The organism is Thermus sp. CCB_US3_UF1, assembly GCF_000236585.1.
Classification (GTDB): domain Bacteria; phylum Deinococcota; class Deinococci; order Deinococcales; family Thermaceae; genus Thermus.
The window spans coordinates 1,983,363-1,995,666 of sequence record NC_017278.1 but is presented as its reverse complement, the minus strand read 5'-3'; the positions used below and the strand labels follow the sequence as shown (position 1 = coordinate 1,995,666).

The 12,304-nt window shown below is 69.8% G+C and carries 17 protein-coding genes; 10 read left to right on the top strand and 7 right to left on the bottom strand.

Annotated elements, in window-relative coordinates:
* The first annotated feature begins 57 nt into the window (after window positions 1-57).
* On the top strand, window positions 58-1,671 hold the full coding sequence (locus TCCBUS3UF1_RS09955; protein WP_014516381.1) for a PEGA domain-containing protein: 1,614 nt from the start codon (window positions 58-60) through the stop codon (window positions 1,669-1,671).
* A gap of 12 nt (window positions 1,672-1,683) precedes the next feature.
* On the opposite strand, the gene TCCBUS3UF1_RS12375 is transcribed toward TCCBUS3UF1_RS09955, so the two are convergent.
* Complete coding sequence (locus tag TCCBUS3UF1_RS12375; protein ID WP_014516380.1) at window positions 1,684-2,331, bottom strand: DUF1648 domain-containing protein; 648 nt, start codon at window positions 2,329-2,331, stop codon at window positions 1,684-1,686.
* Window positions 2,332-2,363: 32 nt separating this feature from the next.
* On the opposite strand from TCCBUS3UF1_RS12375, the gene TCCBUS3UF1_RS09945 reads away from it, so the two are divergent.
* From TCCBUS3UF1_RS09945 to TCCBUS3UF1_RS09935, 3 genes are all read left to right on the top strand, one after another.
* Entirely contained in the window at window positions 2,364-3,056 is a 693-nt protein-coding gene (locus TCCBUS3UF1_RS09945; protein ID WP_014516379.1) for an NTP transferase domain-containing protein, read from the top strand.
* 4 nt (window positions 3,057-3,060) lie between these two features.
* A complete protein-coding gene (locus tag TCCBUS3UF1_RS09940) occupies window positions 3,061-3,600 on the top strand; it encodes a hypothetical protein (protein WP_014516378.1) in 540 nt (179 codons plus the stop codon).
* Window positions 3,601-3,661: 61 nt separating this feature from the next.
* On the top strand, window positions 3,662-3,901 hold the full coding sequence (locus TCCBUS3UF1_RS09935) for a ferredoxin (protein ID WP_003043460.1): 240 nt from the start codon (window positions 3,662-3,664) through the stop codon (window positions 3,899-3,901).
* A gap of 46 nt (window positions 3,902-3,947) precedes the next feature.
* Here TCCBUS3UF1_RS09935 and TCCBUS3UF1_RS09930 read toward each other — a convergent pair whose 3' ends face one another.
* The 3 genes from TCCBUS3UF1_RS09930 to TCCBUS3UF1_RS09920 form a co-directional block, all read right to left on the bottom strand.
* The gene (locus TCCBUS3UF1_RS09930; protein ID WP_014516376.1) at window positions 3,948-4,421 is read right to left on the bottom strand and encodes a GNAT family N-acetyltransferase; all 474 of its coding nucleotides are present in this window, start codon (window positions 4,419-4,421) and stop codon (window positions 3,948-3,950) included.
* 78 nt (window positions 4,422-4,499) lie between these two features.
* A complete protein-coding gene (locus tag TCCBUS3UF1_RS09925; protein ID WP_014516375.1) occupies window positions 4,500-4,721 on the bottom strand; it encodes a cold-shock protein in 222 nt (73 codons plus the stop codon).
* Between the two features lie 115 nt (window positions 4,722-4,836).
* Window positions 4,837-5,886, bottom strand: a complete 1,050-nt coding sequence (locus tag TCCBUS3UF1_RS09920) for a DnaJ C-terminal domain-containing protein (protein ID WP_014516374.1) — start codon at window positions 5,884-5,886, stop codon at window positions 4,837-4,839.
* Between the two features lie 146 nt (window positions 5,887-6,032).
* On the opposite strand from TCCBUS3UF1_RS09920, the gene TCCBUS3UF1_RS09915 reads away from it, so the two are divergent.
* Window positions 6,033-7,094 (top strand): aminotransferase class V-fold PLP-dependent enzyme, encoded by a 1,062-nt coding sequence (locus tag TCCBUS3UF1_RS09915; protein ID WP_014516372.1) that lies wholly within the window; start codon window positions 6,033-6,035, stop codon window positions 7,092-7,094.
* On the opposite strand, the gene TCCBUS3UF1_RS09910 is transcribed toward TCCBUS3UF1_RS09915, so the two are convergent.
* Complete coding sequence (locus TCCBUS3UF1_RS09910; RefSeq protein WP_041433882.1) at window positions 7,086-7,871, bottom strand: undecaprenyl-diphosphate phosphatase; 786 nt, start codon at window positions 7,869-7,871, stop codon at window positions 7,086-7,088. The two genes, TCCBUS3UF1_RS09915 and TCCBUS3UF1_RS09910, sit on opposite strands and share 9 nt — an antisense overlap.
* A 6-nt stretch (window positions 7,872-7,877) precedes the next feature.
* Between TCCBUS3UF1_RS09910 and ispD the strand changes: the two genes are divergently transcribed.
* The 3 genes from ispD to TCCBUS3UF1_RS09895 are packed head-to-tail and all read left to right on the top strand — an operon-like array spanning window position 7,878 to window position 9,890.
* A complete protein-coding gene (gene ispD / locus TCCBUS3UF1_RS09905; protein WP_041433881.1) occupies window positions 7,878-8,528 on the top strand; it encodes a 2-C-methyl-D-erythritol 4-phosphate cytidylyltransferase in 651 nt (216 codons plus the stop codon).
* On the top strand, window positions 8,516-9,334 hold the full coding sequence (ispE, locus tag TCCBUS3UF1_RS09900; RefSeq protein ID WP_014516369.1) for a 4-(cytidine 5'-diphospho)-2-C-methyl-D-erythritol kinase: 819 nt from the start codon (window positions 8,516-8,518) through the stop codon (window positions 9,332-9,334). Before ispD ends, ispE begins: the two co-directional genes overlap by 13 nt.
* Window positions 9,321-9,890, top strand: coding sequence for a hypothetical protein (locus TCCBUS3UF1_RS09895; protein WP_014516368.1), 570 nt, complete (start codon window positions 9,321-9,323; stop codon window positions 9,888-9,890). Before ispE ends, TCCBUS3UF1_RS09895 begins: the two co-directional genes overlap by 14 nt.
* A 21-nt stretch (window positions 9,891-9,911) precedes the next feature.
* On the opposite strand, the gene TCCBUS3UF1_RS09890 is transcribed toward TCCBUS3UF1_RS09895, so the two are convergent.
* Both TCCBUS3UF1_RS09890 and TCCBUS3UF1_RS09885 read right to left on the bottom strand, forming a co-directional pair.
* Complete coding sequence (locus TCCBUS3UF1_RS09890; protein ID WP_014516367.1) at window positions 9,912-10,406, bottom strand: CarD family transcriptional regulator; 495 nt, start codon at window positions 10,404-10,406, stop codon at window positions 9,912-9,914.
* Complete coding sequence (locus tag TCCBUS3UF1_RS09885; protein WP_014516366.1) at window positions 10,403-11,008, bottom strand: TetR/AcrR family transcriptional regulator; 606 nt, start codon at window positions 11,006-11,008, stop codon at window positions 10,403-10,405. The genes TCCBUS3UF1_RS09890 and TCCBUS3UF1_RS09885 overlap by 4 nt, the downstream gene beginning before the upstream one ends.
* A 37-nt stretch (window positions 11,009-11,045) precedes the next feature.
* On the opposite strand from TCCBUS3UF1_RS09885, the gene TCCBUS3UF1_RS09880 reads away from it, so the two are divergent.
* Entirely contained in the window at window positions 11,046-11,759 is a 714-nt protein-coding gene (locus tag TCCBUS3UF1_RS09880) for a cyanophycinase (protein WP_014516365.1), read from the top strand.
* A 15-nt stretch (window positions 11,760-11,774) separates the two neighbouring features.
* Window positions 11,775-12,275: a metal-binding protein gene (locus TCCBUS3UF1_RS09875; RefSeq protein WP_041433879.1), complete on the top strand. Its 501-nt coding sequence runs from the start codon at window positions 11,775-11,777 to the stop codon at window positions 12,273-12,275.
* The last annotated feature ends 29 nt before the right edge of the window (window positions 12,276-12,304 follow it).

Here is a 12,304-nt window from a genome sequence, read left to right as displayed (position 1 = left end):
CCTTTTCCCTCAGGGTTTTCACACCTGGCCTTTAGCCTGGGGCTGGAGGTGAGGGATATGCGGAAATGGCTTTGGGCGGTCTTGGGCCTGGGCGCGGCCTTGGCCCAGCAGGTAAGCCCCCAGGGGATCCTGGTCAACCCCGTACCCACGGATCTCCAGGTGAGGGTCTGGGTGGACAAGGACCCCAGCAAGCGGGGAGGGGCACTCTACCAGGTGGGTGAGCCCATCTTCATCTACGTGAACGTCAACCAGGAGGCCTACGTCTACCTCTTCAACGTCAACGCCGACGGGCGCATCGACCCCATCCTGCCCAACGCCTTTGAGCGGGACAACCTGCTTCGGGCTGGGGAGACCCGGCGCTTTCCCCCCGAGGGGGCCCGCTACCGCTACACGGTCACGGGTCCCGAGGGGGAGGACCGGATCCTGGCGGTGGCCAGCCGCAGGCCCCTTTCCCTGGGGGAGATCCTGGACGTGGAGGGGAACCGGGTGCGGGTCCAGGGGGCGGAGGGGCTAGCCCGGGCCCTTTCCATCGTGGTGGAGCCCCTTCCCGACCGGGACTGGGTGACGGACGTGGCCCGCTACTACGTGGGCCGGATTTCTTCGCCCCCCAGCCCGGCCACGGCTACCCTGGCGGTGGACTCGAGGCCCCAAGGGGCCGAGGTCTACCTGGATGGCCGCCTGCAGGGGCGTACCCCCCTCACCCTTTCCGTGAACCCCGGGCGGCACGAGGTGGAGGTGAGGCTTTCCGGCTACCAGCCCTACCGGGTGGCGGTGAACCCCGCTCCCGGGGAGCGGGTCCAGGTCTTTGCCCCCCTGGTCCCCGAGCCCCGGCAGGGCACCCTGGCCCTGGCCTCCACCCCCAGCGGGGCCGAGGTCTACCTGGAGGGGACCTTCCGGGGCCGCACCCCCCTTGCCCTTTCCCTTCCCGAGGGGCGCTACGCCCTGGAGCTTCGGCTTTCCGGCTACGAGCCCTACCGGGCCACGGTCCAGGTGCGCCGCGGGGAGACCACCAGGCTGGAGGTGCGCCTCACCCCCGTCCCCCGCACCGGCACCCTTCTCCTGGAAAGCACCCCTTCCGGGGCCGAGGTCTACCTGGAGGGGCGGCTCCAGGGCCGCACCCCCTTGCGCCTCACCCTGGAGGAGGGAACCTACCGGGTGGAGCTACGCCTTCCCGGCTACGAGCCCTACGGGGCCACGGTGCGGGTGGAGCGGGGGCGGGAAACCCGGCTTGCCGCCAGCCTGCGCCCCTTGCGTACCGGGGAGCTCTTTCTGGAAGCCCGGCCTGAAGGGGCGGAGGTCTTGGTGGATGGCCGCTTGGTGGGACGGGCGCCCTTGCGCCTTAGCCTCGAGGCCGGCCTGCACGAGGTGCGGGTCCAGGCCCCAGGGTACGCGGAGTACCGGGCCCAGGTGGAGGTGCGCCCCGGGGAGAGCGTCCGCCTCTTTGTGGAGTTGGTTCCCCTTCGGGCGGTGCTGGAGCTTTACCTGAACGCCGAGGCCCGGGTCTTCCTGAACGGGCAGGAGGTGGGCTTGGCCCGGGGTGGGTACCTGCGCCTGGAAGCCCCCTTAGGGGAGCACGAGCTCACCCTGGTGGCCCCCGGCTACCGCACCCTGGTCCAGACCGTGCGCTTGGGCGGCAACCTGGTCCTGCGGCTGGAGCTTAGGCCCCTCTGAGGTGGGGGGAGGCTAGGGCCCCTTGGGCCCTAGCCTCCAGACCAGGTAGGAGTAGAGGACCAGGTACAAAACCCCTAGGGCGCAGGCGGCCAGCCAGAGCCAAAGCCACACCCCCTGGCCCCCCAAAAGGGCCACGGCCCAGGCCAGCAGGCCGAGAAGGGCGAACACCTGCCCCGAGCGTTTCTGGGTCTTGCCCCAGGCCTCGGGGCTTTCCAGGGTCCAGGGGGTGCGCACCCCGGCAAAGTGGTTGGGGGGTATCCGGGGAAGCAGCAGGCCAAGCACCAGGAAGACCAGGCCCAGGGCCAGGAAAAGGGCCCTTTCCAGGGGAAAGGGTTCCCCCGCCACCTCCTGCCAGGTGGCGTAAAGGATAACCCCCTGAAGGAGGGCCAGGGTCCAGACCACCCCGGCGGTGAGCCAGGGCCAGACCCCGGGTTCCTGCCCCCTTAGCTTGGGGTCCAGCCTGGGGGCCAGGGCCAGGAGGGGGTAGACCAAAAGGGTAAGCAACAAGGGCAGGAGGAAGACCTCCAGCCGGCTCCCCCACCGGTCCACCTCCCCCTGGGCGTTCCAGTGCACGGGGATCCGTTCGGGGAGGCGGAGGTAGGCGAAGAGGGTGAAGGCCCAAAGGAGGAAAAGGCCCAAAGGCGCAAGCCATCTGGCCATGCCCTTTAGCCTACCCCAGTAGCATGGGGGGGATGGAGGCGATCGTCCTAGGGGGCGGCGAGGAGGCCTGGGCCCGGAAGTACGGGGTGCGGAGCAAGGCCCTGGTGCCTTACCGGGGAAAACCCTTGGCGGCGTGGGTGCTTTCCGCCCTGGCGGAGGCGGGGCTTTCCGCCATCTACGTGGGGGAGAACCCCGGCCTTGCCCCGGCCCCCCGGCTGACCCTACCGGACCGGGGCAGCCTTCTGGAAAACCTGGAGGCGGCCTTGGCCCACGCGGAGGGCCGGGTCCTGGTGGCCACCGCCGACCTGCCCCACCTGACCCCGGAGGCGGTGCGCTTTGTGCTGGAGAGGGCGCCCCAGGCAGCCTTGGTCTACCCCATCGTGCCCAAAGAGGCGGTGGAGGCCCGCTTTCCCCACACCCGCCGCACCTATGCCCGGTTGCGGGAGGGCGTTTTCACCGGGGGAAACCTCCTCCTTCTGGAAAAGACCCTCTTCTACCGGGCCTTGCCCTTGGCCAAGCAGGCGGTGGCCTTGAGGAAAAAGCCCTTGGCCCTGGCCCGGCTCATCGGCTGGGACATCCTCCTGAAGCTTCTTCTGGGAAGGCTTTCTCTGGGGGAGCTGGAGGCCCGGGCCAGCCGGATCCTGGGGGTGGAGGCCCGGGCCCTCCTCACCCCCTACCCCGAGGTGGGGGTGGACGTGGACCGGGAGGAGGAGCTGGTAAGCTAAGCCCATGCGTACGGTGAAGGAGCTTCGCCTGGCCGGGCTTTTCGCCTATTTGGCCGCCTTGGTCTTGGGCCTTCTTTTTTCCTATTTCCTCCATACCCTCCTGGGGAGCGGGGGGCGGCTGGGGTGGGGGAGCTTCAACTTCGCCGGCCTCTTGGAGGGCGTGGGCTTTCTCCTGGCCTTTACCTTTGCCCTTTACCTGGCCAAGAAGGCGGTGCGGGTGCCCTGCACCACCCTGCTCACCGCCGGCCTCCTCGGCCCCACCCCGGCCTTCCGCCTGGCCAAGCCCCTGCCCCGGGTGGAGGGCCTCGAGGCCTACGAGGGCCGGGGGATAGCCCTTCTGGTGCAGGAAGGCAAGCCCGTGGGGCTTTTGGGCCTTGCTGAGCCCATCCTGCCCCTGGAGGAGGTGCCGGCGGTGGAAGGGGAGGTGGCGGCCAGCGAGCTTTTCCCCCTTTTCTTCCGCCAGCCCCTGGTCCTGGTGGTGCGGGGGGAGGAGGTGCTGGGGGCCATCCCCCGGGAAGCCTTCTTCCGCTACCTCGGGGTCTAGCCCATTGACAGGGGGCCTTCTGGCCTAAAATAGGGGGGAGCGGTAGCTCGGGAGGTGAAGGATGCCGCACGTGATCTGTGAGCCCTGCATCGGCGTAAAGGACCAGTCCTGCGTGGAGGTCTGCCCGGTGGAGTGCATCTACGACGGGGGGGACCAGTTCTACATCCACCCCGAGGAGTGCATTGACTGCGGGGCCTGCGTGCCCGCTTGCCCGGTGAACGCCATCTTCCCCGAGGAGGACGTTCCCGAGCAGTGGAAGTCCTACATTGAGAAAAACCGCAAGCTGGCGGGCCTGGAGTAGCCCCGAAGGAGACCCCGCCAAGGGCCAAAGGCCCTTGGCGGTCCCTTTACAGCTCCCGCACGTACCAGCTTAAGGGCGGGCCGCCGTCTTTCACGTGGCGGAAGCCCTGGGAGAGGAAAAACCCCTTGGCCTGGGGGTTGTGCCCGTAGACCACGGCGTAAAGCCGCTCCACCCCGGCCAGGTTTGCCACCAGGTGGGCCAAGGCCCGCCGCCCCAGCCCCTGGCCCTGGCGGTCCTCGCGAATGAGGAGGAGGCTTAGGGTGGCGTCCTGGGGCTCGGGGTAGTGGAGCTTGTAGTCCAGGTAGCCCACGGCCTCCGCGTCCAGCAGGAGGAAGAAGGCCCGCCGTCGCGGGTCTTTTTCCAGGGTGGCCAGGTCGCGGGCCACGTCCTCGAGGCTGGGCGGCTCCGCCCCGATCAGGGCGAAGTAGCTGGGGCTTCGCCCAAAGAGGCCGTGCAGGAGGGGGGCATCCTCCGGGAGGACCCGGCGGAGGCTGAGGCTTAGGGTCCGCATCCCCCCCATGCTACCCTTGGCCAGCTGAGAAAGGGGTGAAGAAAGACCCTGCCCCGGGGCCTAACCCCGGGGCAGGGTTTGGGGCCTTTACCTACGGGCCGGCTCCACCACGGTGACGTTCACCGCCTGGGGGCCCTTGCCGTTCTTGCCCGGCTCCACGTCAAAGGTGACGATATCGCCTTCGTTCAGGGTGCGGAACCCCTTGGCGTTGATGGCGCTGAAGTGGACGAACACATCCGTGTCCCCCTCGCGCTCAATGAAGCCGTAGCCCTTCTCCGCGTTGAACCACTTGACCCGACCCTTCTGCATACCGCTCCTTCGCTTCCGGGCCCAAGGGGCCCGTATCCGGGGACTTAGGGGTTGCTTTAGACCCAAGGGGCCACCCTGAAGCGACCCGGAATACCCCACTATACCACGGAAGGGCCTAGCGGCGGAAGAACCCCTTGAGCTTTTCCCAAAGCCCTTCAGGGGCCACCTCCTCCCCCACCTCCGCGGCATAGGCCCTAAGGAGCTCCCGCGCCTTTGGGGAAAGCCGCTTGGGCACCTCTAGCTCCACCACCACCCGCAACGCCCCCCGCCCCCGACCCCCAGGGAGGGGCAGCCCCTCCCCGGGCAGCTCAAACACCTCCCCGTGCCCGGTTCCTGGGGGGAGGTCCAGGGGCAGGGGGCCCTCCAGGCCGGGCACCTCCACCCGGGTCCCCAGGGCGGCCTGGGCCAGGCCCACCCGGAGGCGGTAGACCAGGTCCGCCCCCTGGCGTTCCAGCTGGGGATGGGGTTGGACCCGGAGCCGGACGTAGAGGTTCCCAGGCCCCCCGGGGCCCAGGTTGCCGTAGCCCGGTACCCGCAGTAGGTGGTTTTCGTCCATCCCCGGGGGGATGCGCACCGTAAGCCGCTCCTCCCGGGACACCCGGCCCCGGCCCCCACAGGCCGGGCAGGCCTCGGCCAGGAGGTGGCCCTGGCCCCGGCAGTGGGGGCAAGCGGAGCGGCTTACGAAGGCACCGAAAAGGCCCTGGCGGTAGCTCTCCACCACCCCCCGGCCCCCGCAGGTGGGGCAGGCCACCCGTTTCCCCCCCTGGCCCCCGCAGGCCTCGCAGGGTACCAGGCGGGCGTAGGCCACCTCGGCCTCCTTGCCGCGGAGGAGGTCCTGGAGCTCCACCTCCACCGCCACCTCCAGGTCCTCCCCCCGGGGGGCGGTCCTCGGGGAACGGAAGCCGAAGACCTGGGCGAAGAGGTCAAAGAGGTCCTCGGTGCGGAACTCGGGGCTACCCAGAAGCCCCCGGTCGTACTGGGCCCGCTTCTCCGGGTCGGAGAGGACGGCGTAGGCCTCGTTGATCTCCTTGAAGCGCTCCTCGGCGGCCTTGTCCCCGGGGTTGCGGTCGGGGTGGTACTGGAGGGCCAGCTTGCGGTAGGCCCGCTTGATCTCCTCCTGGGTGGCCTCGCGGCTCACCCCCAGGATGGCGTAGTAGTCCTTCATCCAGCTAGCACTTTACAAGGGAAGGGGCTTTGGGCTAAAGTGGGCGCCAATGAGGCTCCTGCGAGCTATCCGGTAGGGGGCCCCTTCCTTCGGGAAGGGCCCCCCCGGCTTGGCCGCGGGGGCCTCTCCTTCTCTAGGAGGCACCCATGCTGCTTCTCACCCCTGGACCCACCCCCATCCCCGAACGCGTGCAAAAGGCCCTGTTGCGCCCCATGCGGGGGCACCTGGACCCCGAGGTCCTGGCCCTGAACCGCGCCATCCAGGAGCGGCTTTGGCGGCTCTTTGACCCCGGGGAAGGGGCCTTGGTGGCGGCCTTGGCCGGCTCGGGCAGCTTAGGGATGGAGGCGGGGCTGGCCAACCTGGACCGAGGGCCGGTCCTGGTCCTGGTGAACGGGGCCTTCTCCGCCCGGGTGGCGGAGATGGCCGCCCTCCATGGCCTCGAGCCCACGGTGCTGGACTTCCCCCCGGGGGAGGCCGTGGACCCGGAGAGGGTGGCCCAGGCCCTTCGGCGACGACGCTACCGCATGGTGGCCCTGGTCCACGGGGAGACCTCCACCGGGGTGCTGAACCCGGCGGAGGCCATCGGGGCCCTGGCCCAGGAGGCCGGGGCCCTGTTCTTTTTGGATGCGGTCACCACCTTGGGCATGCTCCCCTTCTCCATGCGGCGGATGGGGGTGGCCTACGCCTTCACCGGGAGCCAGAAATGCCTTTCCGCTCCCCCAGGGCTAGCCCCCATTGCCCTGGCCCCCGAGGCCCGGGCGGCCTTTACGGGAAGGCGGGGCTGGTACCTGGACCTGGCCCGGGTGGCCGAGCATTGGGAGTGGGGCGGGTACCACCACACCACCCCGGTCCTCCTGCACTACGCCCTCCTCGAGGCCTTGGACCTGGCCCTGGAGGAGGGGCTGGAGGCCCGGGAGCGGAGGGCGCGGGAGGTCTACGCCTGGCTTTTGGCTGAGCTCGGGGAGCGGGGGTTCCGCCCCTTCCCCAAGGAAAGCCCCCTGCCCACCGTCCTGGTGGTCCGCCCCCCTGAGGGGGTGGAGGCGGACCGCCTGGTGAAGGCCCTCTACGCCGAGGGGGTGGCGGTGGCCGGGGGGATCGGCCCCACCCGGGGCCAGGTCCTGCGCCTTGGCCTCATGGGGGAGGCGGCCCGCAAGGAGCCCTACCGGCGTTTCCTGGAGGCCTTGGACCGGGTCTTGGCCCTAGCGTAGGAAGAAGTAGGCGTAGGCCAGGGCCAGGGCCATGCGGTAGTAGGCGAAGGGCCGGAAGCCCAAGCGCTCCACCAGGAAGAGCATGCCCCGCACCGTGAGGAGGGCGGTGAGGAGGGCGGAGGCAAAGCCCAGAAGGAGGAGGCTCCATCCCCCGGGGGGGATGCTGGGGGCGCTTTTCAGGAGGTCGTACCCCACGGCGGCCAGCATGGTGGGCAGGGCAAGGAGGAAGCTGAACTCCGCCGCCGCCCGGCGCTTCAGGCCCAAAAGGAGCCCCCCCAGGATGGTGGCCCCGCTCCGGCTCGTGCCGGGGAAAAGGGCGGCCAGGCCCTGGAAGAACCCGATCCAGGCCACCCGGGCCAGGGGAAGCTCCAATACGTCCCCGTAGCGGGCCCTTTCCGCCAGGCGGTCGGCGAAGAGGAGGGCCAGGCCCACGAAAAAGAGGAAGAAGACCACGATCCCGTCCTGGCCCAGGACCACCCCCTTGATGAAGGGGTAGAGGAGGAAGCCCATGGCCGCCGTGGGCAAAAAGGCCACCCCGAGGCGCAGCCAAAGGGCCCGGTCCACGGCAAAGCGCCGCCCATAGAGGAGCAGGACGGCCAGGATGGCCCCCAGCTGGATGGCGATGAGAAAGGTTTTCAAAAAGTCATCGCTTTCCACCGGCAGGCCGAGAAGGTGGAAGAGGAGGGTCAGGTGGCCCGTGGAGGAGACGGGCAGGAACTCCGTAAGGCCCTCCACGAACCCCAGGAGAAGGGCTTCCCAAGCGCTCACGCGGCCCATGCTACCATGGGGGGCGTGGAGGTTTCCGTCCTCATCCCCGCTGCCGGGAACGGGGAGCGGCTTGGCCTTGGGCCCAAGGCCTTCCTACGGGTGGGGGGGAGAACCCTTTTGGAATGGGCCCTTTCCCCTTTCCAGGGGGCGGCGGAGGTCCTGGTGGCCCTGCCCCCGGGCCTTAAGCCCCCCCGGGGCCTGCGGGCGGTCTTCCTGGAGGGGGGAAAGACCAGGCAGGAGTCCGTGGCCCGCCTCCTGGAGGCGGCAAGCCTCCCCCTAGTCCTGGTGCACGACGTGGCCCGTCCCTTCGTGAGCCGGGGCCTGGTGGAACGGGTGCTGGCCGCCGCCCAGGCCACGGGGGCGGCGGTGCCCGTCCTGCCCCTCCCCGACACCCTGATCCGCCCTGAGGGGGAGGCCTACGGGGAGGTGGTGCCCCGGGAGGCCCTGCGCCTGGTCCAGACCCCCCAGGGGTTCTTCACCGCCCTCCTGCGGGAGGCCCACGCCTACGCCCGTCAGCGGGGGATCGCCGCCACCGACGACGCCCAGCTGGTGCGGGCCCTGGGCTACCCCGTGGCCCTGGTGGCGGGGGAGAGGACGGCCTTCAAGATCACCTATCCCGAAGATCTGCCCCTGGCGGAGGCCCTGGCGCGGACATGGAACGGGTAGCGGTGGCCAAGATCAACCTGGGCCTCTCCCTCCTGGGCCGGAGGCCCGACGGCTACCACGAGCTCCACACCCTTTTCGCCGCCCTTTCCTTTGGCGACCGCCTCTATCTGGAACCCCTCCCCGAAGGGATAGAGTTCCGCGGGCGCTACGGGCGCAGGAACCTGGCCTACCGGGCGGCGGAGGCTTACCTGGAAAGGGCGGGGTGGCCCGGGGGGGTGCGCATCGTCTTGGAAAAGGCCCTGCCCGAGGGGGCGGGCCTGGGCGGGGGGAGCTCGGACGCGGCCCAGGTGCTCCTGGCCCTTAAGGAGCTCTACCCGGCGGAAGTGGACCTGGGCGCCCTGGCCCTTTCCTTGGGGGCGGATGTGCCCTTTTTCCTGATGGGGGGCGGGGCGGAGGCCCGGGGGGTGGGGGAAAGGCTAAGGCCCCTCGCCCTGCCCCCCTTGCCCGTGGTGGTCTTCGCCCCGGGTCTGCGCCTGGCCACGCCCCGGGTCTATGGGGAGGTGAAGCCCCACGATTTCGGCCCCGAGCTTCCCGTGGCCGAGATCCTCCGCGCCCTAGCCCAAGGAGAGGAGCCCCCCTACTGGAACGCCCTGGAGGGCCCGGCCTTCCGCCTCCACCCCGAGCTCCGGGGGGTGAAGGCCCGCCTCCGGGCCCTGGGCCTTAAGGGGGTGTTGATGTCGGGTTCGGGCAGCGCCTTCTTTGGCCTGGCCGAGGGGGAGGAGCACGCCAGGAAGGCCGTGGCCACCCTCAGGCTTCAGGGGTACGCCCGCTGGGGTATCCTGGGGGGTGGCCATGCGCTCCCTTGAAGACCTCTTCGCTTGCTGCCCCGGGCTGTTGGAGGAGGTGAAGCGCCTCCCCATCCGCTGGGATAGGGAGCGCTTTCGCTTCTGGCTCCAGCAGGACTACCCCTTCGTGGAGGCCCTTTACCGCTACCAGGTGGGCCTGTTGCGGGAGGCCCCCCAGCCCCACCGGGCCCCCCTGGTCCAGGCCCTCATGGCCACGGTGGAGGAGCTGGACTGGCTTCTGGCCCACGGGGCGGATCCCCAGGCCCCCGCCCACCCGGTGCGGGAGGAGTACGTGGCCCTCCTGGGGGAGATGGAGGGCCTGGCCTACCCCTACCGCCTGGTCCTCTTCTACTTTTTGAACCGGCTTTTCCTCGAGGCCTGGAACGCCCACGTGGCCGGGGAGGGGCCCTGGCAGGAGCTTGCCGAGCACTGGTCGGCCCCCGAGTTCCAGGCGGTCCTCTTTGACCTGGAGGTCATGGCCTTGGGGCAGGTGGCCCGGCTGGACGAAGGGCTCCTCCGGGCCTACCTGGGCCGGATCCTGGAGATGGAAAAAAAGGCCTGGAGCCTCCTCCTCTAGGAGGCCCCAGGGCTTTGGGCCTCAGTTGAGTTCCTCGCCCCAGGCTTCCTCAAAGAGGCGCTTGGCCTCCTGGAAGGTCACCTCCAAGGTCTGGGACACCTCCTCGGCCAGGAGGTGGATGGCCCGGCGCAGGGCCTGCCGGTCCAGGTCGGGCAGGCCCCGCTCCAGCTCCCAGGCCCGGAGCTGCCCCGCCATCTGGGCGATGCGGTAAGGGTTTCCGTCCGCCAGGATCTCGCTGGTCTTGCGGTGCCGGGCGGCCCACTGCTTGGGCAGGGGCATGCGGCCGTTTTTCAGGAGGTCCAGGATGACCGGGACCTCCTCCGGGGAGAGGGCCCGCCGCATCCCCACGCTTTGGGGGGCCTCCACGGGTACGTAGGCCTTGGAACGGGAACCGGGAAAGTCCACCTGGTAGTAGGCCCGGTTGATCCCGCTCACGCTTCGCTGGGCTATGCCCGCCACCACGCCAACCCCATAAGGGGGCAGGACCACCTTATCGCCGGGACGGAACTCTTTCACGGCGAGACTCCTTTCCGGAGCACCAAGAGGAGGTGCTCCACGTAGGCTTCCACCTCCAGCAAGGGGCTACACCCTAAGGCCGCGATCACCGCGGCGGTGGCCTTGGGGGAAAGCTCAGGCCGCACGGCGCCTTCCTTTTGGCCGCTTTGCACCAACTCCTCCAGCAGGTCCAGGTAGCGTTGGTGGAGCCCTTTGAGCCAGGGGGTGGGGTCCTCCACCGCTTCCCGGGCTACCGCCGCCCAGAGGCCCCGCCACTCCTCCACCCAGGCCAGGCGCTTTTGTAAAAGGGCCTCGAGGCGCACAAAAAAGGGCGCCCGCAGGCGCACCACCTCCTCCACTTCCTGGTAGAAATCCCTGGTGCGCTCCTCCACCAGGGCCTTCAGGAGGTCCCGCTTGTCGCGGAAATAGAGGTAGATGGTGCCCTTGCCCACCTCGGCCCTCCGGGCCACCTCCTCCATCTTCAGCCCGGAAAGCCCCCGCTCCCGAAGGACCGCCAAGGTGGCCTGGAGGATGGCCCGCTTTTTGTCCTTGGCAAGCGCCCCCGGGGGGGATACCGTCGCGGCCACGTCCCCAAGTCTACCACACCGCCCTTTCCCTTTCATGAGGAGGGCGCTACCCTAGAGGTATAGGAGGCAGGGTATGCGTCAGGGGTTTTTCGCTCTGCTCACCGCAGACCCCTTGCGGGGGGCTTTGCGCCCGGTGGAGGCCCGCCTCCTGGAGGAGGCAAGGGGGCAGGCCCTTTTCCTGGTGCCCTACCCCTTGCGGGACCTGGCCGAGGCCTGGCGGCTTGCCTACCGGAGCCTGGGGCTGCGCCAGGGGCGGCTCCTTTACCTCAGGCGGCGGGAGGAGGCCTTTGACCCCGAGGTGGCCCGGTCCGTGGCGGCAAGCCCTCTGGTCCTCCTGGCCGCCGAGGGCCTGCCGGAGTTTCTGGATCTCATCCGGGGAAGCCTGGTCCTCCAGGCCCTTTTGGAGGTGCACCGCCAAGGGGGCGGGGTGGTGGCCCTGGGGGAGGCCGCCGGGCTTTTGGGCGAGGCCGCCTTCTACCCCCTAGAGGGGGAGGTGCGGGCCGCCCTGGGCCTGGCCCTCCTGCGGGGCCTGGCCCTGCTGCCCAGGGTGGAGGAGCGGGGGCGTTTTTTGGCCCTATCCCGCCTGGTGGCGGACAACCCCGACCTGGTGGGCCTGGGCCTGCGGGAAAACACCGCCTTGCGCCTCCTGCGGGGCCTGGGGGAGGTGTGGGCCGGGGAGGTGACCCTGGTGGATGCCGGCGGGGCCGAGTTCACCGCCCGGGGGGTCAAGGGGCTTCGGGTGGACGTCCTCGCCGCCGGGGAGCGCTTCCCTTTGCCCGCCCTTTAGGGCTACCATGGCCCCATGCCCTCGGGGCGCGTGCACGAGGCCATCAACCTGACGGTCCTGGGCGGAGGGGCGGCGGCCTATCTGGCCCAAGGGGGTTCTCCCGAGGCGCCGGAGGCCTTGGCCTTCGCCCTGGCCTACCTGGCCGGTACCTTCCTCCTCTCCCCGGACCTGGACCTGGCGGACAAGGGGGTGCGGGCCCAGCGCCGCTGGGGGGTGCTGGGGGTCTTGTGGAAGCCCTACGGGTGGCTCTTCCGCCACCGGGGGCTTTCCCACACCTGGGTGCTGGGGCCCTTGACCCGGCTTGGGTACCTGCTTGGGCTCCTCTGGGGGCTTGGGGCCTTGCTCCAAGGCCTGGCCCTTTCCCTGGGCGTGGGGTTTGCCCCAAGGCTTCCTTCCTGGCCCAAGGAGGTCTGGGGGTACGCCCTTTTGGGCTACTACCTTTCCCAGTGGCTGCACCTGGTGGCGGACGGGATCTGGCCCGACCACGACCTTAAGCGCTTGCGGCGGCCAAGGTGAGTCCGGGCACATACCGCCTTGGGGTAGGC

Excerpts from the sequence above, each read along its gene's own strand:
- TCCBUS3UF1_RS09920 (WP_014516374.1), bottom strand. The coding sequence starts at position 5,886 with ATGAAGGACTACTACGCCATCCTGGGGGTGAGCCGCGAGGCCACCCAG.
- TCCBUS3UF1_RS09940 (WP_014516378.1), top strand. The coding sequence starts at position 3,061 with ATGCGTACGGTGAAGGAGCTTCGCCTGGCCGGGCTTTTCGCCTATTTG.
- TCCBUS3UF1_RS09945 (WP_014516379.1), top strand. The coding sequence starts at position 2,364 with ATGGAGGCGATCGTCCTAGGGGGCGGCGAGGAGGCCTGGGCCCGGAAG.
- ispE (WP_014516369.1), top strand. The coding sequence starts at position 8,516 with ATGGAACGGGTAGCGGTGGCCAAGATCAACCTGGGCCTCTCCCTCCTG.
- TCCBUS3UF1_RS09880 (WP_014516365.1), top strand. The coding sequence starts at position 11,046 with ATGCGTCAGGGGTTTTTCGCTCTGCTCACCGCAGACCCCTTGCGGGGG.
- ispD (WP_041433881.1), top strand. The coding sequence starts at position 7,878 with ATGGGGGGCGTGGAGGTTTCCGTCCTCATCCCCGCTGCCGGGAACGGG.
- TCCBUS3UF1_RS12375 (WP_014516380.1), bottom strand. The coding sequence starts at position 2,331 with ATGGCCAGATGGCTTGCGCCTTTGGGCCTTTTCCTCCTTTGGGCCTTC.
- TCCBUS3UF1_RS09895 (WP_014516368.1), top strand. The coding sequence starts at position 9,321 with ATGCGCTCCCTTGAAGACCTCTTCGCTTGCTGCCCCGGGCTGTTGGAG.
- TCCBUS3UF1_RS09875 (WP_041433879.1), top strand. The coding sequence starts at position 11,775 with ATGCCCTCGGGGCGCGTGCACGAGGCCATCAACCTGACGGTCCTGGGC.
- TCCBUS3UF1_RS09885 (WP_014516366.1), bottom strand. The coding sequence starts at position 11,008 with ATGAAAGGGAAAGGGCGGTGTGGTAGACTTGGGGACGTGGCCGCGACG.
- TCCBUS3UF1_RS09935 (WP_003043460.1), top strand. The coding sequence starts at position 3,662 with ATGCCGCACGTGATCTGTGAGCCCTGCATCGGCGTAAAGGACCAGTCC.
- TCCBUS3UF1_RS09955 (WP_014516381.1), top strand. The coding sequence starts at position 58 with ATGCGGAAATGGCTTTGGGCGGTCTTGGGCCTGGGCGCGGCCTTGGCC.
- TCCBUS3UF1_RS09930 (WP_014516376.1), bottom strand. The coding sequence starts at position 4,421 with ATGGGGGGGATGCGGACCCTAAGCCTCAGCCTCCGCCGGGTCCTCCCG.
- TCCBUS3UF1_RS09915 (WP_014516372.1), top strand. The coding sequence starts at position 6,033 with ATGCTGCTTCTCACCCCTGGACCCACCCCCATCCCCGAACGCGTGCAA.
- TCCBUS3UF1_RS09910 (WP_041433882.1), bottom strand. The coding sequence starts at position 7,871 with ATGGGCCGCGTGAGCGCTTGGGAAGCCCTTCTCCTGGGGTTCGTGGAG.
- TCCBUS3UF1_RS09925 (WP_014516375.1), bottom strand. The coding sequence starts at position 4,721 with ATGCAGAAGGGTCGGGTCAAGTGGTTCAACGCGGAGAAGGGCTACGGC.